Here is a 22780-nt window from a genome sequence, read left to right as displayed (position 1 = left end):
TCCGGTGGCCAGGCTCCTGGTGGACACAACGTGATTGCGGGTATCTTCGACGGTATCAAGAGCATCAGCAAGAATTCCAAGCTCCTCGGCTTCCTCGGCGGCCCCTCCGGCCTCGAGAACGGCAAGTTCATCGTGATCAACGAAAAGATCATGGACGCCTACCGCAACACTGGCGGATTCGACATCATCCAGTCCGGCCGTACCAAGCTCGAAACCGAAGAACAGTTCAAGAAGTGCATGGCTGTTGCCAAGGCCCAGAAGCTCGACGCTATCGTGATCATCGGTGGTGACGACTCCAACACCAACGCTGCCGTTCTCGGCGAATACTTCCAGGCCAACGGCGCTAGCTGCGTGGTTTGCGGCTGCCCGAAGACCATCGACGGCGACCTCAAGAACGAATACATCGAAACCTCCTTCGGTTTCGACACCGCCGTGAAGACCTACTCTGAACTCATCGGCAACATCATGCGCGATGCCAACTCCGCTCAGAAGTACTGGCACTTCATCAAGCTCATGGGCCGTAGCGCTTCTCACATTGCTCTCGAAGCCGCTCTCCAGACCCACCCGAACATCTGCCTGATTTCTGAAGAAGTCAAGGCCAAGAAGATGAAGCTGAAGCAGGTCATCAAGTACGTGGCAGACATCGTCGCTGCCCGTGCTGCTGACGGCAAGAACTTCGGCGTCTGCCTGATTCCGGAAGGCCTCCTCGAATTCATCCCGGATGTGGGCGTGCTCATTTCCGAACTCTCCGAAGCCCTCGCCCACCACGAAAAGGAAGTGGAAGGTCTCGACACCGCCGCCAAGGTGGAACTGCTCTGCAAGTGGATTTCCAAGGCTTCTGCCGAAGTCCTCAAGAGCCTCCCCTCTACCACTCAGGGCCAGCTGATGCTCGACCGCGACAGCCACGGCAACGTGCAGGTTTCCCTCATCGAAACCGAAAAGCTCATCATCGAGATGGTCAAGAAGGAACTCAAGAGCCGCAAGAACTTCAAGGGCAAGTTCAGCGCTCTCAACCACTTCTTCGGTTACGAAGGCCGTTGCGCCGCTCCGTCGAACTTCGACGCCGACTACTGCTACAGCCTCGGCTTCACCGCTTCTGTGCTCGCCTTCAACAAGATGAACGGCTACATGAGCTCTGTGCGTGACCTCACGAAGGGCATCGAAAAGTGGACTGCCGGTGGCATTCCTATCACCATGATGATGAACATCGAACGTCGTCACGGTGCCGACAAGCCGGTTATCCAGAAGGCTCTCGTGGAACTCGACGGTGCTCCGTTCAAGTTCTTCGCCAAGAACCGCGAAGTCTGGGCCAAGACTGAATCCTACACCTATCCGGGTCCGATCCAGTACTGGGGTCCGTCTGAAGTCTGTGATGTCACGAACTTCACTATCAAACTCGAAAGAGGCGCATTGAAGGTGAAGTAATTCGCCCAATGTCATCCCCGCGAAGGCGGGGATCTCCAAGCATTGAAAAGTCCCTCGCATTTTCGCGAGGGATTTTTTTATGTTTGTAGGAAAGGAGCTACATTATGGCCTGTGCAAATTGTAAAATCCGAGCCCAGTACGACAAGAACCCCAAGTCCCTCATCGGGCGTTTTTGGCGGTTCCACATCAACTTCTGCCCCGGCTGGAGAAGTTATCTGAAAAATCTCTCCGAAGAAGACCGTATTGCAATCAAGGAAAAATACAACCTCAAATAGTGCAGGAATTTTTTACTGCGCCTTTAGGTATGTTCCAAGGAATAACAATAGGCAAAATGTTCTGAGCCCACTTGCGGAGGCTGCTCCTGCGATTGGCATTTCTCCTGAATTTCGGCAGACAATCCAGCACATTTTTCACAGCGGTCTGCAAAACGACAGCCCTTCACAAAATCGCGCGGATGCGGCACGGAGCCCGGGATGGAGCGCAGATTGCACATGTCGTTATGGTTCTCAGGAATCGCAGACAATAGCCCCTGCGTATACGGGTGCAGCGGGTTATCGATTACTTCACGAACAGGCCCACACTCCACAATGCGGCCAGCATACATCACGGCTACACGGTCTGCATATTGCGAGACGATTCCCATGTTGTGCGTGATCAGGAGAACTGCAGTTCCCGTGCGGTTCGCCATGTCTTTCAAAACCGCAAGCACCTGCGCCTGGACCGTCACGTCAAGCGCAGTCGTAGGTTCATCGGCAATAATCAGCTTCGGTTTCGGAAGCAGCGCCATCACGATGCATACGCGTTGGAGCATGCCGCCCGAAAGCTCATGCGGATAGGCATCCAGCACACGATCCGGATCGCTGAAACCAGCCGCAGCAAGCTGTTCCTTGATTTCGGCAAGAGGAGATTCCGATTTTGCTCCAAAAGAAAACGCTTCTAGCAATTGCTTCTTGATGGTCAGAACAGGATTCAGCGCTTGCATCGGTTCTTGAAAAATGCATGCAATGCCCGCACCACGAACTTTTTGCAATTCATTCAGCGGAATTTTTGCAAGGTCTACAGGAGTCGCATCGGCGCCGACATCGTTGTAAAAGACAGCCCCCTCTACTATCCGTGCGCTCGGCTGTGGCAGCAACCTCAAGATGCTCATGGCAGTCACGCTTTTGCCGCAACCCGACTCGCCCACCAAAGCAAAAAATTCGCCCTCCTGAATATCGAACGATATCTTGTCAGTCACCTGAAGCGGAGGAATCCCATCGCGCGGGGCTCCTTTCTTGTCAAAACCGAACGCAACGGAAAGACCGTCAACCGAGAGAACAACCTTCCTTGAGGATTCAGCCATGTCAATCCCTCGAAATGAAATTCTTGATTTCATTCATCCGTTCCGACGCAATCCTTTTACCCATGTCATACACACGTTGGAGTTCTGAACGATTTTTTTCGATACGGCTTATACCAAGAGGGGCTTCGGGACAAAGGACGAGCGTATTCCCCAACTTTTCCTGTTCGAATACAAATCGTGTCTCGGCATTATACATCTCGTGGCGATGAGCCATCGCTTCAATAAACTTTGGATACTTGCGATAGATAAATCGCATTAGTGGCATCAGCTTGTTCGGACCCTTCACGTAATTCCGGGGCTGCGTGAGAATGACTATGTTACGGTCATAGCCAACAGACTGCATGAACTGGAGCGGAATAGAATCGGCAATTCCACCATCCATGTACTTACCGTCGTCAATTTCTACGATTTTCGCGGCAAGCGGCATCGAGGCCGAAGCACGCATCCATTCCAAATCCTTGTCGCTTCCATCTATGAGTTTCGGGAAAACCGCCTTGCCTGTCTCGATATCGGTTGCCCCCATGTAGAATTCCATCGGATTCTTCTTAAGGGTTTCGAAATCGAACGGGTCCAGTTCCTGAGGAATCTTGCGATAGCAAAAATCCGCATTGTAGATATCGCCCGTCTGGAATAGCGAGCGGAAGCTGCAATAGCGCTTGTCTCCAGCGAAACGCAAATTATAGCGCAAGGCACGGCCAGGTTGTCTTGACTTGAGATTACATCCGAAGCAGGCTCCTGCCGAAATTCCCACAGCACCATCAAAGTCAATTCCCTCTTCCATGAACGTATCGAGAATGCCGCAGGTAAAAAGGCCGCGCATCGCGCCACCTTCGAGAACCAATCCTTTTTTAGACATACCTATCTCCCGACTTCGGATCCATGGCATCCCGCACGCCCTCGCCCACAAACGTGGTGAGGAGCAGCGTCACGAAAAGTGCTGCTACCGTGCTCACCGAAATCCACGGTGCATACAAATTGTTGAGGCCCTGGCTCATGAGTTCGCCCCAGCTAGGCGTGGGCGGCTGCAGGCCGAATCCCAGAAAGTCAAGCGAAGTAAGGCTCCCGATACCGCCAATGAGCGTGAACGGGAACAGCGTCACCACGGGCGTCATCGCATTCGGCAGAATTTCCTTGAAAAAGATATGCCTGTGCCCCATGCCCAGAACCTTCGCGGACTGCACATAAGTCATCCCACGCAACTTGAGGAACTCCGCGCGCATGTAGTAGCTGAGCGAAATCCAGTTGAACGCCGCCATAATCAGAATCAAGAGCCAGAAACTGCGCCCGTAGATGCTTCCAATCAAAATCACCACGTAGAGCATCGGGAGCGACGACCAGATTTCAATCATACGCTGCATGCCGATATCCCAGAACTTGCCGAGGTAGCCCTGGATACCGCCGATGACAATCCCGAGGAACGTCCCGAGGACAGTCAACAACAAACTAAAACTAATGCAAATCCTGAACCCGTGAATCAGGCGCGCTAAAACGTCGCGGCCGTTGCTATCCGTCCCGAGCCAGTGCCTTGCACTCGGCGCAAACGGGGGGGCGCCATCTTCCGAGAGATCCGCCTTCAGCGGGTCATGCGCAATAGGCGGCATAACCGCCCAAACCTCGGGGCATCCGCCCGCGCGGGTAAAGCCCTCGGCGGCATCTTCCTCGCACTCGCGAACCGCCTCGAATAGCTTGCCGTAATCGGCTTCCGTTTGGTATTCCCCGCCAAAATCCGCATCGCTGTACCGCACGAACGCCGGGAAATACGTTTTGCCCTCGTAACGCAACACGAGCGGCTCGTCGTTCACTGTCCACGGGCTCGTGAGCGACAAGAAGTACGCCACCACAAGCACCACCAGCGACCAGAACGCCCGCTTGTTCTTGCGGAAGCGCTTCAGCCGGTTCAAAGTCTCTGTGGATAAGCGAATTTTCACGATACAACAATATAAAAAAAGTTCAATCTTTTTTTTCAAAAAAAAGCATTATCGACATAAGAAACAATACGTTTCATAAAAAAGACTTGGCCACAAATTTTTATAAAAACATTCGTTTTTGCCAAAAAAATATCTTGAATTTGTTTCATAAAAAACATAAAATTAACATAGACTTCCCTCGGGAACCGTATAAATAGGAGGAATCGACATGAAAAAAGGATTCGGGTATTTATTAATGGCGGGACTTGCATCGCTCTGCATGTCCTGCAGTGACAACTCAGACGATTGCTGTGGGGATATGGCCGGCGCAACCGAATTCTCCGAGGATGCCATCGCCAAGGATGGCTTCAGTGGCGAAGCCCCCGGCGAAGGCGACGCGGAATCCGAACAAGGCAACCAAACCTATTCGGGCCTGCTCACGGCCGGCGAATGGAACGACCTTGACAATTGGAAATTCTGGACCGACCTTCTCAACGAGAACGAGTTCTACAAACATACGGAATACTGGGAATTTTACCCGAAGAAACTCGTTGCCGTAAAGATTGTCGATGAAGACAGCGTCGGCATCGCAAACGTCTCCGTCGAGCTCCTCAAGGGAGGCGATGTGGAATTTGCTGCCAAGACCGACAACACAGGCTATGCCTACTGCTGGATAAACCTGTTTAGCGGAGCTGCGGACGATTCCACCATCGAATATTCGCTCAGCGTTGACGGAGTCGACTACACGGAACCGCTCGCAATTACGGCCAAGGGCGACGAAGAACTCAACATCAACTTTGTCGTAAGCGAAGCCAAGCAGGCCGAAGCCAAGGCCGACATCGCCTTCATCGTGGACGCCACGGGATCCATGGGCGACGAAATCGACTTTCTCAAATCAGACCTCGACAACATCATTGAGAACGCCAAATCGGGAAACAATGTGGACATGCGTACGGCGGCGGTAGTCTACCGTGACGAAGGGGACGACTACCTCACGCGCTACGACAATTTCTCCAGCGATCTCTCCAAGACGCAGGCATTCATAAGCAAGCAAAATGCAGGTGGCGGCGGCGACACCCCCGAAGCGGTACACTCCGCTCTCGAAACTGCGCTGCAGGATCTTTCCTGGAACGAATCGGCACGCGCACGCATCGCCTTCTTCATCCTCGACGCTCCAGCCCACCACGAAGATAAGATTATCAAGAGCCTCCAGAAATCGATCAAGCTCTTCGCCAAGAATGGCATCAAGCTGATCCCCGTGGCGGCAAGCGGCGTAGACAAGCCTACAGAATTCATGCTGAGGTTCTTTGACCTCGCGACTGGCGGCACCTACGTGTTCCTCACGGACGACAGCGGCATCGGATACCACCACATGGAAGCTTCCGTTGGCGACTTCGAAGTGGAAATTCTCGCCGACCTGATGGCAAGACTCATAAAGAAGTACATCGAATAAACATTATTTTTCGATTTTTTCGGCAAACTTGACAGATCCCGCCGCAGCCTTTTCGGCAGCGGCTTTATCTGCAGCACGTTCGAGACGCGCAGGCTTTCCCGCCAAGTTACGCAACAGCCCGAAGAGAGCCGAAAGTTCGTTGCGCGTGGGGTGCAGGCGCTGCACAAGCGTATTGAGGAAGTTGTCGCGCCACGCCTGGTCGTGGTACTGCCCCGTCAGGTAGCGGTCGAGGAACTTCTTGAATCCGTCAATCTGCTGGATCGTCGCGGGAGCCGTCTCGCACGCGCCCTTCGTGCCGCGCTTCGCACGGCCTTCCCCGTTCGCAAGCGCACCGCTGCGGCAGAGTTCATACAGGCCAATGGAAACCGCCTGCCCCAGGTTCAGGCTCATGAGCCCCGGCACCGGAATTTCGCACTGGTACGTGCAGGCGTTCACTTCCTCGAGCGCAAGCCCGCAGGATTCGCGCCCGAACACGAGCGCAATCGTGCCGTCTTCGGGGAGCAATTCCGAAAGGTTCTGCACCATCGTGTGCTTGATGGAACTTGCGAAAATGCGGCGGCTGTACGCGACCGCGCAGGAACAGTCGCCGATGGCATCCTCGAACCTGTGGACCACATGGGCATTGTCTAGAATATCATGGCTGTTTGCCGCCGTGTGGTAGGAATTTTCAATCACCTTGTCACGCTTCGGGTAGACGATATACAGTTCCGGCAACGCATAGCAATGCATGGCGCGCGCGACAAAGCCCACGTTATGGGGATGTTCCGGTTCTACTAAGACAACTCTAAATTTACGCATAACTAAACCTTCCAATTAAACCCTTTCCCGCGGATTTCGTTCTCGATTGTTTCGCCGGGCTGGATTTCCGCGCCGGCATAAATCACAGAATGCCTGATTTTCACGCCCGCGGGCAGTTCCACGCCGGGTACGACGACAGCTTCGTTCGGGTCACGGCCCAATTCCTCAAGGCGCGCCTCAACCGCATGCATCAAGCCCTCGGGCGACCCCATGTCAATCCAGGTAGCGTTCAGCTGGCTCATGTCCACGAAGGGCGCGCGGCCTGCGGCAATTTCCTGCTTCCAGAATTCGCGTATATCAAACTCGCCTTCCCGTATGCGCGAGAGGGCCGCGTCGCTGTACCACGATACGCCGGAAAACGTCGCGGGGGTGCCTTCCGTAGCGCCGAACCGCCCGGCAATGCCCACGAGGCGGCCATCTGTACCCACCCGGAAGGTGTTCACCTGTGGGAAGTCCACCGCAAGGAGCGCTACCTGCGGGCCGTTTTCTAAAGATGCCCGCGCCACGGCGCTTTCCACAAACTTCTTCAAGTCAAAACTGCAATAGGCGTCGCCGTTCATCACGAGCAGGCCGCCTCGGTAACCTGCGGCATAAATGCGGTGGAGCGGCCCCGCCGTCCCGAGAATTTCGGGCTGTTCCACCCACACCTTCTCGAATCCGAGAGTCTCGCCCGCCGCGACCACCTGTTCCGCCAGGTAATGCGCGTTCGCATGCAGTCGCACGTTGCCAATCGCACGCGCCTTGCGGGCCTGCAAATCAAGAATCGAAGCGTCCACCACGGGCACGAGCGGCTTGGGCACATCGTTTGTGAGCGGGCGAAGCCGCGTCCCGAGCCCTGCCGCCAGAATCAAGACATTCAGGGAAGAGTTTTCCATTGCCTCAAATGTAGAAAAATAAAAAATGTATATTCAAAAGGTAGATATTACAGGGGCTCTTTATGAGCCGATGGGCAGCACCAAAACATAAAGAATCAAAAAACAAATCTCATAAAAAAATCAACAATGTTCTGTCCGAACTGTGGCGAGCATTACAATTACGACGAGCCCCGCTGCCCCTGGTGCGGAGCGTCAAAGCCTCATAAAGAATCTTCAAACGAAAAAGATGAGACAGTCGAGATCGACGAAAAAAAACTCCCACTCAAGACCCGATTGTTTTCCAAGCGCTATGTCGCAGCGCTTATTTTATTCATAATAGGAATTACATGTCTTACCGTGATAACGAGAAATGCATTTATTGTCGAATATCCGGATACAATAGACTACAATTCCCCTTACTTTATTGCATTCGTTTTTTTAATATGCATTCCCTTTTTAGGGGTCTTGGGATTTATGTACGACAGTGAGCAAAAAAGGAATCCTCGGGATGATTCTAAAAACGACCTTGGTTCTATGTTCATAACGCAGTTGCAATTCTATTATCTGGCACCATTCAAGTACGGATACCGTTGTATAAAAGAACGAAACTACAAAGGCCTAGTACTTTTTGCAACATTCATTTCAGCACTTGCATTTTTATTTGCCTGGTAGCTATAGAGCAAGGCGCCGACGCCTCGCGAACTGCGCACGAAATGCGCCCTGAAATGCACACCGAAAGTCCGAAATGCGCCCGAAAGGCCCCCAGATAGGACTAAAGCACCACTTTTTATCCATTTAGTCCTACATTTTTTGAATTTGACGCCTTTGAAACGCCCTTAGATAGTACCAAAACCCACTTTTTCCCTATTTTGGTCCTATCGAACAGGTCACTTTCGGACAAAAAGTATCCTCCAAGAGAGTCAAACCGTCGCAAAGATAGGACTAAATCGCCACTTTTGGCGCATTTAGTCCTACATTTTTTGAATTCGACGCATTTGAAGCGTCCATAAATAGGACTAAAAGGTCATTTTTGCGTAGTTTAGTCCTATTTTCGCGCAAAAACTCCCCGAGACGCACCCAAAATCGCGCCTAGAGCACAGCAGTTCGCCCGAGGAACCTTCCCCTACCGGGCGATATTCACGCGATGCACCGCCGAACCTGCACGCACAAGATACGAACCGGCCCGCTCCACACGGAAATCGAGCCCGCGCCGCCCCTGCAAATAGCCGGAACGCAGCACCCTGCCCTGCATATCCATGATGGCGACAGGAGCGCCGTCCGTTCCCGATACGTGAACGTTGCGACCCGACACCTGCACATGGAATTTTACACCCGCCACAGGCGTAAAGCCCGCAACCCGCGTAGACCCACCAGGCACTTTCACCTCGATATAGTCCACGTCCACATGCCCCCAGTTCTTGATGATGGCGAAGGTATTGGCCCCCGCGTTGAGCGACACCTGCACCGGCATATCCTCAAAGGCAGCTGCGGCCCCACCCAAGTTCCCTTCAAGCGTTACCGGGAATTCCTGGGATTTGACCTTCGTCCCGTTTACATGGATATCCTGAGTCTTGGCGTTTGAAGCGGTGTTGCTGAAGCGGATTACAACCTCATACTTCCCGGCCGCAGGGACACTGATATTGAACGTGATGTTGCCCGTCGTTTCGGTACGCATATACTTGCCACCCGACGCAGCATCATTCGTCTTCTCGGTGCACCCGGTGCAAGTCGCGGCCTCCGCCTCGTAGCGCACGGCCTCATAGGATTCATTCCCCGCCGAAGAACTGGACGGGCTGACCGAGGAACTGGATGGATTGACCGACGCGCTGGATGGCGGCGTAAAGCTCGACGAATATACGATCTCGGACGTCGGAATTCTGAAAAGTTCCTCGCAGTCGTTGCGAACTTCCCGTATTTCCTCTACCACGGTATTTTTGCTTTCTACGCAGTCATTCGAATCGATTGCGCTGTTGTCGCACCAGCCGTTCTGCGCGTATTTGTCGACGCTGACCACGTAGCCAACAGCTTTCTCGTATTTTTCAATATTACTCCCAGCCTTATTCCCGTTTGACGGCATCACCACTTCTTCCACAAAATAGTTGAAATGGGGATTGTAATAAGGCAGCCCCTGTTTTTTGGAATTATAGAAGTAGTTTCCGGTAACAGTCCAAGAAGCGCCCTTCATGTCGATATTTGCGTCGTCATAGGACACCTCGCCGTTGTAATCAAGACTGTCCCCAATGAACATATTGCCCTGGACAAATCCCCTGACCGTTCCTTCCTTCACGTCGATGTTCTCGGCAGTAGTCCCGCTGACGATGTTGCATGTGATTTTCGTATCGTTCACGCGCCAGTCATAGCCGCTATAGCGATGTTGTGAGGCGTCAGTCCCCCAAAAGCCAGCATCCCTGTCGGCCTGCTGGGAAGAGGCCCATCCCGTATTGTAGGTTCCGACATAGATGCCTTCACCGTACTTGGCAATTTCATAGCCAGAACCGTGGATAAAGTTGCGGTTCAGTGTCACCTGTTGGCTAGAATCGCGAACATGGACAATCTCATTTCCCGTGTGGTACACCTCGCAGTCTTCCATCAGGGCCCCGACGGAATTGTCGAATACCACGCCCTTGCTGAAGGTATGGATCTTGAGGTTTTTAAGAACAACATAATTTCCCGTTACGTGAACGCCGTAGTTGTGCTTGTAATCGGAGCTGAAAATCTCTGACGGATGTGCAGGATCCGAACCGGCAAGGACAACGGGATTGGCCTTCGTGCCGTCGGCACCGAGCCAGATGAGGCCACAATCGCGCCCCGTTTCGTTCACGAACTTGTCGTTTTGGCAGTTGGATGAGGGCAGTTCATACTTGCCTGGGGCTACCCAGATGGTATCCCCCGCCTTGGCATTCAAAGTAGCCGAAGTCAAGTCGGCGACGGTAGAAACATTCACCTGCTTGGCGAATACCGCCGTAGACGAAACAAGTGCAGAAGCGCAGATAATGCGCATTGCCCTAACGAAAGATTTTTCCATAAACACCTTCCCTTTCTTTTCAACCTATGAATATACATCCTTGACCGCGTTTACGCAAACATTGCGCAAAAATTTCTAAATTGTGTGACACTATGAGCATTTCTATCCCCCAGCTGCCCAAGGGCACGCGCGATTTTTACCCGGAAGCGCAACGCATCCAGAACTACATTTTCGATACCTGGCGCCAAGTCGCCGAATCCTTTGCCTACGAAGAGTATGAAGGCCCGATGTTTGAGCATCTGGAGCTTTACACCGGCAAGTCCGGCGAAGAAATCGTAAGCCAGCTCTACAACTTCAAGGACAAGGGCGACCGCGAAATCGCGCTCCGCCCCGAAATGACCCCGACACTCGCCCGCCTCGTGATCCAGAAGGCCCGCGAACTCAAGAAACCCTTCAAGTGGTTCAGCATGCCGCGCCTTTTCCGCTACGAGAAGGCTCAGAAGGGCCGCCTGCGCGAGTTCTTCCAGCTGAACATGGACATCATCGGTACCGAGAGCATCTACGCCGAAGCCGACCTGATGGCATCCATCGCGACGATGCTCCGCAAGTTCGGCCTCAAGGACGGCGAATTTGCGATTGGCGTCTCGAGCCGCAAACTTTTGGCCACCTACCTCGAAGAGATTGGCGCCCCGAACCCGGCGCTCGTTTACCCGGTGCTTGACCGCCGCCTGAAAATCGGGCCCGAGGCCTTTGCCAAGGCACTCGCCGAAGCGGGCCTCACCGAGGACCAGGTGAAAAAGCTCGATGACTTCATGAGCTGCAAGAGCATCGAAGAAGTCAAGACCAAGGTGCATAGCGAAAACGCGACCGCCGCCCTCGCCGAAATCGAGGACCTGTTCGCCACGCTGACTGCAGCCGGTTACGGCGAATGCGTGAACCTCGACCTCAGTATCGTGCGCGGCCTCGCCTACTACACGGGCATCGTGTTCGAGGTGTTCGACAAGGGCAAATCCATGCGTGCTATCGCTGGCGGTGGCCGTTACGACAGCCTCACCGAAAAGCTCGGCGGCGAACGCATCCCGGGCGTGGGATTCGGCATGGGCGACGTGGTCTTGGCCGACCTGCTCGCCGAGCACAACCTGCTCCCCAGCCCCAAGCAGAGCGTGGACTTCTACATCGCAAGTTTCACGAATGACATGAAGAAGGTCTTCGAGACCGCCCAGATGTTCCGCGACGCGAAGTACGGAAACTGCTCCGTAAGCCACCCGCTCGCCCCCATGAAGATGGGCAAGCAGCTCGACCAGGCGAACTACCAGGGCGCAAAGATTGTCGTCTACGTGGACGGTTCCAAGGCCGGCGCAGGCGAATTCGAGTACAAGGACATGCGCGTGGGCGAAATGCTCGTGGGCAGTCCCGACGCGATTGTCGAACGCAGCAAGATGAACATTGAACCGAAAAAAGCATAAATGACGCCTTTCAAAACATTCCTCAGCATTTTAAGCCTGTTCGTCGTGCTAGGCCTCATGGCGTGGCTCTACCCGGCAAGCGGGATAACCATCGCCGACACAACATTCCGGTTCCCTGCCCTTACGGACATCTTCGAAAAGCAAGACCCTTCCGAAAAGAAGGACCATCCGGAAGCTGCCGTCGAAAACGACCCGCAGAAGGCAATCGAAGAAATGATGGCCGCCACGCAGGCGAAGGAATTTGCCGAGTTTTCCGACTCGCTGAAATTCTACGAGGACTTTTTCAAGAACGGGCGCACCCGCTTCGACGTTCCCGGCGACGACCCCACGTGGTTTGATCGGTTCTTCCTGCATCTTGAGCTTGCGAAAATCGATTCGAACGTGGTTCACATCATGCACTACGGCGATTCTCAGCTAGAAGAAGACCGTATTTCAGCCACCATCCGCGAAGCACTGCAAACAGAATTCGGCGGTGGCGGTCCGGGCATGCTCCCTGCCGTGCTGAACATTCCATCGCAATCGACAAGCGTCTGGAACAACGGAGACCTTACCCGCTTCCTGCTTTTTGGTCCCGAAGAAGACCGCGCCGACCACAACCGCTACGGCCCGCTCGCCCAGGTCAGCAAACTCGAAGGCAGCGCTGTCATCGGCATCAAGAAGCGCGAAAACAAGAAGGATGATTTCCCACACGTTGGCGGCTACTCCAACATCAAGGTGCTCGCAAGCAAGCGCGGAAGCCTCAAGGTGCGCCTCGCCTACGAAACAACCGTCGTCGAGAACGAAGGAACCGACAAGGAAAAACGCAAGAAGAAATTCGTAGATGCTCCGGCTCCCACGGACGATAAGTACGAAAAGCTCCGCGTGTTCAGTTGGAAGCTCCCCGACACAACATCGAACGCGAAGATTTACCTCGGCGGAAATGCCGAAATCTACGCCATCTCCGTAGACGGTCCCTATGGTGTCGCCGTAGACAACGTTGCCATGCGCGGTAGCTCGGGAACAATCTTCCACAGGATGGACCAACAGCTCCTTGCCGAATCGTACAAGGTCATGAACGCACGTCTCATCATCATGGAATACGGCGGAAACCTTGTTCCGAGCCTCAACAAGAACAATGTCGACTACACGAAGAAGCTCATCGCCCGTCAAATTCAAGCCATCCAAAAGGCGAATCCCGATGCAGACATCGTCTTTATCGGCCCTGCCGACATGGCCAAGCAGATAGACGGGAAAATCAAGAGTTACCCCGGATTGGCCCTCACCATTGCGACCCTCCGCGAAGTCGCTCTCGAGAATGGCGCCGCCTACTGGGACATGTACCGCGTGATGGGCGGAGAAGGCTCCATGAGAAGCTGGGTCAAGCAGTCGCCCCCGCTCGCCGGCGCCGACTACATCCACTTCAGCCGCAGGGGGGCTGCCTACATGGGCGAACTCTTCTGCAACGCGCTGCGCATGCATTACGACTACTTCAAGTTCCGCGACAAGCACAAGATTGACGATGCGAAGCTGAAGGACATTCGAGGCTATGCAGACAGCCTCGACAAGGCAAAGGAAGCCGCCGTTGCAGCAAAACCAGCCGACACATCTTCGATCGAAGAAAAAGTCGAATCGACCGCGGAGGGCAAATAATGAAACAGGTTATTCTGTTCCTCGCAGCATTCGCAACAGCGCTCCTTGCAGCACCGCCAGTTTCGACACCCGCTAAATACGCCATCGAATACACGAAATACGACTTTATCGACTCTACCTTGAACTACATCCAATTCCCCAAGGGAAAGGATGCATTCGAGACATTCTTCAAAAAAATGGACTCGCTCGTATTTGAAAACAGGGGTAAAGTCAAGATTATGCACATTGGCGGATCGCATCTGCAAGCCGATGTCATTTCCGGTCGCATTCGCGATAGGCTCGTCAAGGAATATCCTGGTTCTTCTGCCGGACGTGGATTCATTTTCCCATATTCCGCAGCACGTACAAACACGCCCTCGAGCTACGGTTCGCAGTACAAGGGCATCTGGGACATGAGCAAGAACGTGCTCCGTGAAGTAAAAAAGCCGCTCGGACTTCTCGGAATTGCAGTCAGCACCTCGGATCCCCGTGCCGAATTCACGCTGTTGCTCGACAAGTACAACTCGGCTCCGATTTACGCAGAAACTAAATTCCGCCTCTTCGGCTACAGTGACAGCAACAACGTCGTTCCGGTCCTCGTGGTCGACTCGACAGACATCTACGGAGAACTTGACACGCTCACCCAGAGCTATGTATTCAAGAGCCCCCGCCCTATCGACACATTGAACTTCGCCTTCCGCTGGGCAGATTCGGCAATGCAAGCGAACGTCACGCAATACGTCGTCGATTCACTTATTCAGGATTCCATTTTCCGTGCGAACCTCGATACGACGGCAACCGATTCAAGCGCAGCCAAGAACGACAAAAAAGTCGCCCAGGAACCAGCCGAAGCCTCCGCAGACTCCATGTTCCAGGGTGGTTGCGACATCATGGACACCCTCTGTCTAGAACGCGAAGAATCCCAGAAGAGCATGCTTGCCGCCTGTGCGGACATTCTCGACTCGACCAAGAAAACGCAGGCCGATTCCATGCAGGTTGTCGTATGTGATTCTTTGATTACTTTATCAAAAACAATGTCTGCGGTGCGCCCGCGTTTTACGTTGACAGGCGTCATCTCCGAATCCGACTATCCGGGAATTATCTACACGAATGTCGGAATCAACGGCGCCCGCCTGCCGCATTATTTCGAGAACGTCTGCCCTCTTTTCGAAAAGGAGCTCTCATTCCTAAAGCCCGACCTTGTCATTTTTGCGATTGGCATCAATGACGCGAATGTCGAAAAATTCGATGAAAAGGCATTCCGCAACAACTACGAAACGCTCATTGAACGCATCAAGCGCGTGAACCCGAACGTCGCATTCATATTCGAAACCAACAACGACATGTACCGCAAGGTGCGCCGTCGCCGTTACGTGCAACATCCGGTTGGCGAACAGGCCCGCAAGGCATTCTTCCAGCTCGCCGAAAAATACCAAGCTGGCGTTTGGGACAAATTTTCGCTGATGGGCGGCCTGGGTTCCATGGCTAAATGGGAAAAGGCAAGTCTCGCCAAAAAAGATAAAGTCCACTTTACGATGGCAGGATACCACCTGCTCGGCGACATGTTCTACAAGGCTCTCATCGATGCCTACCAGCAGCATATCGCCGAACTTCCCGCACTGGAGCCCATCGTCCCCGAGGTCCCGGCTACCGATTCGACGCAGGCTCAAGCCGACACCACGAAGGCTACCCCAGACACAACCAATGTCCAAGCAGACACGACTACAGCAGCCCCGGCCGATTCTACCCAGAAATAACGATTCAACATGCTCGATTACATAATCCCCTATCTCACACGCACGTTTGCTTTCGACCCGAACAGCCCGCTACTCTTTACGCAGTTCTACTTCTGGGGTTTCTTCGCGGTCGTTTTCGCCGTCTTCTCGCTCGTCCACCGCAAACTCCTGCTCCGTAACGCATTCCTGTTTGCGACAAGCCTCTTCTTCTACTACAAGACAAGCGGCAGCTACGTTTGCATTCTCCTCTTCTGCGTGGTCGCGAACTTCTTTATCGGCAAGTGGATCGAGAAGGCGCAGGCGCATTGGAAAAAGAAGTTCCTGATGATTATCGTCGTCATCATCGACCTGCTCGTTCTCTGCTACTACAAGTATTCCTACTTCTTCCTCGACGCACTCCGCGACTTTACCGGCATCGAGTTGCACGTCTACAACTTCTTCGCGGCGGCAAGCAACAAGATGTTCGGCACGCACTCGCTCGTCGATACCATCATTCTACCCGTGGGTATCTCGTTCTTCACGTTCCAGGCGATGAGCTACTGCATCGACATCTACCGCGGTAAAATCAAGCCCGTCACGAACATCCTCAACTTCGGTTTCTACCTCTCGTTCTTCCCGCAGCTCGTCGCGGGCCCCATCGTGCGCGCCGACAAGTTCGTCCCGCAGCTCTACAAGCCGTACTTTCTCCCGCGCCGCACCTTCGGCATCGCCGTATTCTGGATTCTGAACGGCCTCGGCAAGAAGATTATCCTGAGCGACTACCTCGCGACAAACTTCGTGGACCGCGTGTTCGACCAGCCGTTACTTTATACGGGCCTCGAGAACCTCATCGCGCTCTTCGCCTATTCCCTGCAGGTCTACGCCGACTTCTCGGGCTATACCGACATCGCCATCGGCGTCGCCCTCCTGATGGGTTTCCGCCTGCCGCAAAACTTCAATAGCCCCTACAAGGCGCTCTCCCCCACCGAATTCTGGCGCCGTTGGCACATCTCGCTTTCCAGCTGGTGGCGCGACTACCTGTATATCCCGCTGGGCGGTAACCGCAACGCGACTCTCGGCACCTTCTTCTGGATGGGCTTCTTGAGCCTTGTGGCCATCATGCTTTCGGGCAGCGTGTGGGTCGCAATCGCCCTTGTCGCACTGTTCCTCTACATTTCCATTTACGCCTATTTCAAGCCCGATTCCCGCAAGTTCATCACCACCAACATGAACGCCATGGCCACGCAAATCGTGGGTGGATGGTGGCACGGTGCCAGCTGGAACTTCATCATCTGGGGCGGCCTCAACGGATTTGGCCAGGTGTTCAACAAGATCTGGTGCAAGCGCAGCATCACCTTCCGCGCGAGCGCCGCATTCATCCTGTTCGCGGCTAGCGCCATCATCTTCAAGAACTACCACATCGCCATCTTCGCGATTACCGCGGTATATTTCGGCGTGCTGTTCTTCGGCATCTATTCCGTACTCATCTTCCGCCTCTTTAGCCAGAAGACGTACCACTGGCTCTATGTGGCATGGAACGTGACGCTCACCTTCGTGTTCATCACCTTCACGCGACTCTTCTTCCGCGCGGGCTCCAACCTCGACCCCGCCGAGGCAAACGAGGTCGCCTGGAACACCGCGAAGAACATGGTGCAGCAGATGGGTACCGCCTGGAGGTGGGACACAATCGGAACCATCGCCTGGCAGCACATCAACATCATCCTCGTGTTTATCGCGGGCATGCTCATCCACTGGGTTCCCAAGAAGTGGAAGAGCCGCTACCGCATCGCTTTCGCATCGCAGCCCATCCCCCTGATGGTGCTTTCGACAGCGTTCATCATCTTCCTGATTTACCAGTTCATGAGCGCGGATAGCTGCCCGTTCATCTACTTCCAGTTCTAGTTTAGACGAAAAATTCGGGTGTGGCGGCGTGGAAGAACTAGATCGACAGAATCGCGCATTCGAAAAAAGGCTCAAGCGGCAGGTTATCGGAAAACCTCACCGCTTTTTGGCCGTTGTCCCGCTTGGATTCGAGCAGACGTTTGTTGATGAACTGGGATTTATTGGACAAGAAGGGGTCGAGGCACGGGACGCAAACTCACTTGACGTAAAAATTGCCGGAGACGGGAAGGTCGAATTCACCGCGAAACTCGTGGAAGCCTGGAAAATAGCGGCCTACAGCCGCATCGCGAACCGCATCATGATGCACATTGCCGACTTCAAGGCCGAGAACTTCCGCGAGCTCGAGAAGAAGGCCAACGAAATTCCGTGGGAGCTTTTCCTAGACAACAAGGGCCCGGCACGCGTCGACATCCACGTCACCTGCAAACATTCGCGCCTGTACCACAGCGATGCCGTTGCAGAGCGACTCGACAAGATTCTCCCCGCTCCTAGCACCCCGCAAAGTCTCTTTGTCTCACTTGTAGATGACCGCTGCACACTATGGCTCGACCTCGCGGGCGAAGAACTTTACAAACGCGGTCACGAGCGCTTCGTGAACGACGCCCCGCTCAAGGAGACAATCGCCGCGGGAATGATTCTCGAAGCCATTTCCACACTCCACATCATCCATCATCAATCATCCATCATCAATTATCCATTATCCATCACGCTCATCGACCCGATGGCCGGAAGCGGGACGTTCAGCCTCGAAGCCGCCTACCAGGCAAACGACCTTATACCGGGCCTCTGCCGCGATTTTGCCCTGAAGCACCAGCCCGCATTCAAGGAAGCGACGTGGAAATTCATCACAAGCCAAGCGCCACCTGCGAGCAGGCTTTTCCAGCTCGTCAATATCGTCACAAGCGACATCTCCGAAAAGGCAGTCGAAATCATCCGCCACAATGTGGAATGCAGCCCGCTCGCAACTGTCGCTCCGAGCGGCCCTGCACCGGTCCTCGACCCACAAATCCGCGACTTTTTCAGCTACACAGCCGCAGAAATCGCCGATGCAGCTCCGGGCCCGTCGCAACCTATCATCTTGCTGAACCCGCCTTACGGCAAACGGCTCGACTTTGACGCTCCCAGACTCTACACGCACATCGGCCGCCGACTCGCCGAGCTCGCCCGCGACCTGGCCCCGTTCAACAAAGCGCTTACAGTCGCCATCCTTGCCCCCAAGGACGACACACGGCCGGGTTCAAGATACACCTGCACCGCAAACCTGCTGCGCGAATGCCCTGCGCTAGACCCCGACAAGAACACCGAGGCCAAGAGCATCGCCACAAGCCATGGCGGCTTCGCCCTGAATGCGATAATTGCAAGGATTTAAAGTTTCGCGGGTTCCGTTCCAAGTGGCTCGGCAACATCCGCTTCCGGAAGCACCTGCGTCCGGCGCATAAACCGAAGAGTCTCCCTTTCGCCCTTCTCCGCAAGCATCTGCAGCAGATAGAGCAACTTGCGATAGGTCTTTCTGGTCATTTTCTCGTGAGCGGAACTGCGCGTCAGGTAGAGCAACGGGGATTCCTGCGTGTAGGCAGCCCTGTTGTAGGTCTTGGAAGCCGCCACACGGTCGCAAAACATTTCCTTGATGTAGCGGTCGGGCATGTCCATCGGCACAATCTTCTTGGTCGCCATCTCGTAGTCGTACCAGAACTCGAAATGGTGCTTGTTGCGACCCTTGTGATGCATCCAGGCGAGGCTGTAGCCCTTGTCATTCCTTTCGCCATTATTAGGCGACTGGTTACCCGTATAATATTTTGCACCGGGAATGAATTCCGTCGGGCTATATTTGGACAGATCGTGAAACAAGCCCTGGAAACCGATGCCTGCCTGGAAACACAGACGTATGACCTCGTGCCGGTGCCTGGTAATCGTAACAAAATGCCTAAACGGATGAAAACTCACGGGGCAAAGAATAGCTTTTTTCAGCAAAAAAATGTAAAAAAAATGGGAAAATTCACCCCGCAGGAACACCTAGAGAACACTTTGATTTGACATGTGTCACGCTAATCTTTTTTTTACATCTCTTTACACTTTATATATGTATTTTTGGCGGGAATGTTTGGGCAAACATGAGGTAAAAAAATGAAATCTCCTTTTTTCAAATCTCTGCTAGTTGCATGCGCCTTGGTGTGCACGTGGAATTGCACTGACGACCAGATTACGACTCCCACCCCGCAAGGAGGAGATCAATTCGCTGCTGTCACAATCCCCAGTTGGATTCTCTCCAGCGACCAAAATTACATCATTACGCCCACCGAGGCTGGGTTTGTCGTGTCGACCGCTTCGGGAACCCCCATCGGCTCGTACGACCCGGCATCAGGTGCGGTTATCGATGCCGCAGGAACGCTCATCGCGACTATCCCGGACCTCTCTCAACTCCCGGTAATTACCCCGGAACAGACCATTATCTACCCCGACGGCTCGATTTACGACCTTGCCGGCAACCCCATTGTTCCGACCACTGACCCGAACCAGGGTTCCGACCCAAATCAGGGAACCGATCCGAACCAGGGCCAAGATCCGAATCAAGGCCAGGATCCGAACCAGGGTGGACAGAATCCTCTCGTTTCCAGCTCGGCCACTCAAATTCCAGTCTCTTCCGCAACAACCAACCCGGAACAGCCGAAATCCTCCAGCTCCAGCCAGCAACAGCAGCAGCCGACTTCCTCCGCTGCTACCCCGAGCGGCCAGTGCAGCGAAAAGCAATGCTTCGACGCCGTTTCCAACAAGTGCGTCGAGCACTACGCTAGCCTCAAGGGTCCCAAGGACGAACAGTACGCCTACGACAAGTCCTGCACTATTACATGCTATTGGGATCCGACCGGCAAGGATTGCAAGAATATGGGCGTTTCGACTCAGCAGCCGAAGTCCAGCTCCAGCGCAAAGTCTTCGAGCAGCGCCAAATCGAGTTCTTCGGCAAAGTCCAGCTCTAGCAGTGCAAAATCCTCAAGTTCCAGCGCGAAGTCTTCGAGCAGCTCTCAGGGCGGCAACAATGGCACGTACCAAATCAAATATATAAATGGCGGAAAGAGCGGCTCCGGCTACGCGTCGCGCTACTGGGACTGCTGCAAGCCCCACTGCGCATGGCCTGAACATGGCGGAACAGCAAGCACCTGCGACGCCAGGGGAAACAAGATTAGCGACAAATCGGCAAGAAGCATGTGTGACGGTGGCGATGCAGGCATTTGTAGAAGCCAGTTCCCCGTTGTCATTAACGACACCTTGGCATTCGCCTTTGCAGCCACCCCGGGTGGCGAGAGCAACTGCGGCAAATGCTTCGATCTCGCCTTTACTGGCCAGGGCAAATACGCCACGGACAACCACTCGAAACTCAAGGGTAAGCACCTTATCGTCATGTCTAACAACGTTGGCTACGACGTGGCCGGCGGCCAGTTCGACGTGATGATCCCGGGCGGCGGCTACGGAATCTTTAACGGCTGCTCCCAGAAAATGGGATGGGGTTCCCAGGGCGCCCAATACGGTGGACTTTTGACAGAATGCGAAGAATCTTCGGGCTACAAGGCATCCACCTACAAGAGCTGCCTTACCAACAAGTGCAACTCTTCGTTCGCAAACGATCCTGAAGCCAAGGAAGGCTGCCTGTTCATGGCCAACTGGATGGAAGCTGCAGGTAACCCGCTCCACAATTACAGGGAAGTTGAATGTCCGCAGGAATTGAAGAATAGGTTCTAATCTATTAACGTTTTTACCTCTGAGACACCCGCCCATCGGGTGTCTTTTTTTATATTTATGCATATTTTATAATGGTCGCGGGATAATGAAACCCGCAAAATACAAAAGGAATAATTATGCCGAAACTTCGTTCGCTCAAGACTATGGAAGGCCGTGAAATGGCCGGTGCACGCGCCCTTTGGCACGCAACAGGAACCAAGGTGGAAGACTTTGGTAAGCCCGTTATTTGCGTGGTGAACAGCTATACCCAGTTTGTTCCGGGCCACGTTCACCTGAAGGACTTGGGCCAGGTGGTCGCCCGCGCGATTGAAGCCGCCGGCGGTGTCGCGAAGGAAATGAACACCATCGCAGTCGATGACGGTATCGCCATGGGCCACGACGGCATGCTCTACAGCCTCCCGAGCCGCGACCTGATTGCAGACTCCACCGAATACATGGCTAACGCCCACCGCGCCGACGCCCTCGTGTGCATCTCCAACTGCGACAAGGTGACTCCGGGCATGCTCATGGCCGCCATGCGCCTCAACATTCCGGCAATCTTCGTCTCTGGCGGCCCGATGGAAGCTGGCCACGTGACCACGAAGGATGGCAAGGACCGCGCCCTCGACCTGATTGACGCCATGATCGATTCCGCCGACAGCACCATCAGCGACGAAGAAGTGGCCGCCATCGAAGCGAACTCCTGCCCCACTTGCGGTTCCTGCTCCGGCATGTTCACCGCAAACTCCATGAACTCCCTGACCGAAGCCCTGGGCCTCAGCCTCCCCGGCAACGGCACCATCGTCGCGACCCACGCCGAACGCAAGAAGCTGTTCGAAGCCGCCGGTAAGCGCATCGTGGAACTCTGCCACCAGTATTACGATTTGAACGACGACAGCATCCTCCCGCGTAGCATCGCCACGAAGGACGCCTTCGAAAACGCCATGCGCCTCGACATCGCCATGGGCGGTTCCTCCAACACCGTGCTCCACTTGCTCGCCGTGGCCCAGGAAGCAGGCGTGGACTTCACCATGAAGGACATCGACCGCCTCTCCCGCAACACGCCGTGCATCTGCAAGGTGGCCCCGACCGTTCACAACATCCACATCGAAAACGTGAACCGCGCCGGTGGCATCATGGGCATTCTCGGTGAACTCGACCGCATGGGACTCCTCCACAAGGACGCAAAGACCGTCCACGCAAAGACCATGGGCGAAGCTCTCGAAGTGAACGACCTGAAGCGTAACCCCAGCGAAGAAGCCAAGCAGCGCTACCTCGCAGGCCCGGGCCGCAAGTACAACCTGGTCGCCTTCTCGCAGAACTTCATGTACCCGGATCACGACCTCGACCGCGCCACGGGTGCTATCCGCGATGGCGAACACGCCTACACCAAGGACGGCGGCCTCGCCGTTCTGTACGGTAACCTCGCTGTTGATGGTTGCATCGTGAAGACCGCCGGCGTCGACGAATCCATCTTCAAGTTCACCGGCCCCGCCGTGGTGTTCGAAAGCCAGGAAGATGCCGTGAAGGGCATTCTCGACCCGAACGTGGTGAAGGCTGGCGACGTGGTCGTTATCCGCTACGAAGGCCCGAAGGGTGGCCCCGGCATGCAGGAAATGCTCTACCCGACC

19 protein-coding genes are annotated in these 22780 nt (G+C 54.4%); 12 read left to right on the top strand and 7 right to left on the bottom strand.

Going from position 1 to position 22780, the window contains the following annotated elements:
* A partial coding sequence (locus B2310_RS06315; protein ID WP_290729699.1) for a diphosphate--fructose-6-phosphate 1-phosphotransferase occupies nt 1–1425 on the top strand: 1425 nt, incomplete at its 5' end.
* 104 nt (nt 1426–1529) lie between these two features.
* Complete coding sequence (locus B2310_RS06310; RefSeq protein ID WP_173366685.1) at nt 1530–1700, top strand: hypothetical protein; 171 nt, start codon at nt 1530–1532, stop codon at nt 1698–1700.
* Nucleotides 1701–1723: 23 nt separating this feature from the next.
* Here the strand turns inward: B2310_RS06310 and B2310_RS06305 are convergent, their stop codons facing one another.
* The 3 genes from B2310_RS06305 to B2310_RS06295 are packed head-to-tail and all read right to left on the bottom strand — an operon-like array spanning nt 1724 to nt 4695.
* Nucleotides 1724–2767, bottom strand: coding sequence for an ABC transporter ATP-binding protein (locus tag B2310_RS06305; RefSeq protein ID WP_290729696.1), 1044 nt, complete (start codon nt 2765–2767; stop codon nt 1724–1726).
* Nucleotide 2768: 1 nt separating this feature from the next.
* Nucleotides 2769–3623 (bottom strand): patatin-like phospholipase family protein, encoded by an 855-nt coding sequence (locus B2310_RS06300; RefSeq protein WP_290729693.1) that lies wholly within the window; start codon nt 3621–3623, stop codon nt 2769–2771.
* Nucleotides 3616–4695, bottom strand: a complete 1080-nt coding sequence (locus tag B2310_RS06295) for an ABC transporter permease (RefSeq protein ID WP_173366688.1) — start codon at nt 4693–4695, stop codon at nt 3616–3618. Before B2310_RS06295 ends, B2310_RS06300 begins: the two co-directional genes overlap by 8 nt.
* A gap of 208 nt (nt 4696–4903) precedes the next feature.
* Here B2310_RS06295 and B2310_RS06290 point away from each other — a divergent pair, with 208 nt between their 5' ends.
* Nucleotides 4904–6127: a vWA domain-containing protein gene (locus tag B2310_RS06290; protein ID WP_290729688.1), complete on the top strand. Its 1224-nt coding sequence runs from the start codon at nt 4904–4906 to the stop codon at nt 6125–6127.
* Nucleotides 6128–6130: 3 nt separating this feature from the next.
* Here B2310_RS06290 and B2310_RS06285 read toward each other — a convergent pair whose 3' ends face one another.
* Nucleotides 6131–6925 (bottom strand): RNA methyltransferase, encoded by a 795-nt coding sequence (locus B2310_RS06285; protein WP_173366692.1) that lies wholly within the window; start codon nt 6923–6925, stop codon nt 6131–6133.
* Nucleotides 6926–6927: 2 nt separating this feature from the next.
* Nucleotides 6928–7800: a sugar phosphate nucleotidyltransferase gene (locus B2310_RS06280; protein ID WP_290729685.1), complete on the bottom strand. Its 873-nt coding sequence runs from the start codon at nt 7798–7800 to the stop codon at nt 6928–6930.
* A gap of 126 nt (nt 7801–7926) precedes the next feature.
* On the opposite strand from B2310_RS06280, the gene B2310_RS06275 reads away from it, so the two are divergent.
* Nucleotides 7927–8451 (top strand): hypothetical protein, encoded by a 525-nt coding sequence (locus tag B2310_RS06275; RefSeq protein WP_290729682.1) that lies wholly within the window; start codon nt 7927–7929, stop codon nt 8449–8451.
* A gap of 451 nt (nt 8452–8902) precedes the next feature.
* Here the strand turns inward: B2310_RS06275 and B2310_RS06270 are convergent, their stop codons facing one another.
* On the bottom strand, nt 8903–10804 hold the full coding sequence (locus B2310_RS06270; protein ID WP_290729679.1) for a CBM35 domain-containing protein: 1902 nt from the start codon (nt 10802–10804) through the stop codon (nt 8903–8905).
* Nucleotides 10805–10896: 92 nt separating this feature from the next.
* On the opposite strand from B2310_RS06270, the gene hisS reads away from it, so the two are divergent.
* Genes hisS through B2310_RS06245 form a run of 5 tightly spaced genes read left to right on the top strand, consistent with a single transcriptional unit; the run spans nt 10897 to nt 18804 of the window.
* Nucleotides 10897–12210 (top strand): histidine--tRNA ligase, encoded by a 1314-nt coding sequence (hisS, locus tag B2310_RS06265; RefSeq protein WP_290729676.1) that lies wholly within the window; start codon nt 10897–10899, stop codon nt 12208–12210.
* Complete coding sequence (locus B2310_RS06260; RefSeq protein WP_290729673.1) at nt 12211–13839, top strand: hypothetical protein; 1629 nt, start codon at nt 12211–12213, stop codon at nt 13837–13839.
* On the top strand, nt 13839–15575 hold the full coding sequence (locus tag B2310_RS06255) for a GDSL-type esterase/lipase family protein (RefSeq protein ID WP_290729671.1): 1737 nt from the start codon (nt 13839–13841) through the stop codon (nt 15573–15575). Before B2310_RS06260 ends, B2310_RS06255 begins: the two co-directional genes overlap by 1 nt.
* A gap of 9 nt (nt 15576–15584) precedes the next feature.
* Nucleotides 15585–17435, top strand: coding sequence for an MBOAT family O-acyltransferase (locus tag B2310_RS06250; RefSeq protein WP_290729667.1), 1851 nt, complete (start codon nt 15585–15587; stop codon nt 17433–17435).
* A gap of 28 nt (nt 17436–17463) precedes the next feature.
* On the top strand, nt 17464–18804 hold the full coding sequence (locus tag B2310_RS06245; protein WP_290729664.1) for a THUMP domain-containing class I SAM-dependent RNA methyltransferase: 1341 nt from the start codon (nt 17464–17466) through the stop codon (nt 18802–18804).
* Here the strand turns inward: B2310_RS06245 and B2310_RS06240 are convergent.
* Entirely contained in the window at nt 18801–19346 is a 546-nt protein-coding gene (locus B2310_RS06240) for a DUF5662 family protein (RefSeq protein ID WP_290734827.1), read from the bottom strand. The two genes, B2310_RS06245 and B2310_RS06240, sit on opposite strands and share 4 nt — an antisense overlap.
* Here B2310_RS06240 and B2310_RS06235 point away from each other — a divergent pair.
* From B2310_RS06235 to ilvD, 3 genes are all read left to right on the top strand, one after another.
* Nucleotides 19275–19469 (top strand): hypothetical protein, encoded by a 195-nt coding sequence (locus tag B2310_RS06235; protein ID WP_290729702.1) that lies wholly within the window; start codon nt 19275–19277, stop codon nt 19467–19469. The genes B2310_RS06240 and B2310_RS06235 overlap by 72 nt on opposite strands.
* A gap of 90 nt (nt 19470–19559) precedes the next feature.
* On the top strand, nt 19560–21170 hold the full coding sequence (locus tag B2310_RS06230; protein WP_290729661.1) for a glycosyl hydrolase family 5: 1611 nt from the start codon (nt 19560–19562) through the stop codon (nt 21168–21170).
* Nucleotides 21171–21286: 116 nt separating this feature from the next.
* On the top strand, nt 21287–22780 hold a 1494-nt coding region (gene ilvD / locus B2310_RS06225; protein WP_290729658.1), incomplete at its 3' end, for a dihydroxy-acid dehydratase.

This window comes from Fibrobacter sp. UBA3629 (assembly GCF_002374005.1).
Lineage (GTDB): Bacteria > Fibrobacterota > Fibrobacteria > Fibrobacterales > Fibrobacteraceae > Fibrobacter.
Note: the sequence above shows the minus strand (reverse complement) of the source record. Positions and strands in the feature narration are given on the sequence as shown.

Coding starts and splice junctions, on each gene's coding strand:
- B2310_RS06310 (WP_173366685.1), top strand. CDS start 1,530: ATGGCCTGTGCAAATTGTAAAATCCGAGCCCAGTACGACAAGAACCCC.
- B2310_RS06305 (WP_290729696.1), bottom strand. CDS start 2,767: ATGGCTGAATCCTCAAGGAAGGTTGTTCTCTCGGTTGACGGTCTTTCC.
- B2310_RS06300 (WP_290729693.1), bottom strand. CDS start 3,623: ATGTCTAAAAAAGGATTGGTTCTCGAAGGTGGCGCGATGCGCGGCCTT.
- B2310_RS06290 (WP_290729688.1), top strand. CDS start 4,904: ATGAAAAAAGGATTCGGGTATTTATTAATGGCGGGACTTGCATCGCTC.
- B2310_RS06285 (WP_173366692.1), bottom strand. CDS start 6,925: ATGCGTAAATTTAGAGTTGTCTTAGTAGAACCGGAACATCCCCATAAC.
- B2310_RS06280 (WP_290729685.1), bottom strand. CDS start 7,800: ATGGAAAACTCTTCCCTGAATGTCTTGATTCTGGCGGCAGGGCTCGGG.
- B2310_RS06275 (WP_290729682.1), top strand. CDS start 7,927: ATGTTCTGTCCGAACTGTGGCGAGCATTACAATTACGACGAGCCCCGC.
- B2310_RS06270 (WP_290729679.1), bottom strand. CDS start 10,804: ATGGAAAAATCTTTCGTTAGGGCAATGCGCATTATCTGCGCTTCTGCA.
- hisS (WP_290729676.1), top strand. CDS start 10,897: ATGAGCATTTCTATCCCCCAGCTGCCCAAGGGCACGCGCGATTTTTAC.
- B2310_RS06260 (WP_290729673.1), top strand. CDS start 12,211: ATGACGCCTTTCAAAACATTCCTCAGCATTTTAAGCCTGTTCGTCGTG.
- B2310_RS06255 (WP_290729671.1), top strand. CDS start 13,839: ATGAAACAGGTTATTCTGTTCCTCGCAGCATTCGCAACAGCGCTCCTT.
- B2310_RS06250 (WP_290729667.1), top strand. CDS start 15,585: ATGCTCGATTACATAATCCCCTATCTCACACGCACGTTTGCTTTCGAC.
- B2310_RS06230 (WP_290729661.1), top strand. CDS start 19,560: ATGAAATCTCCTTTTTTCAAATCTCTGCTAGTTGCATGCGCCTTGGTG.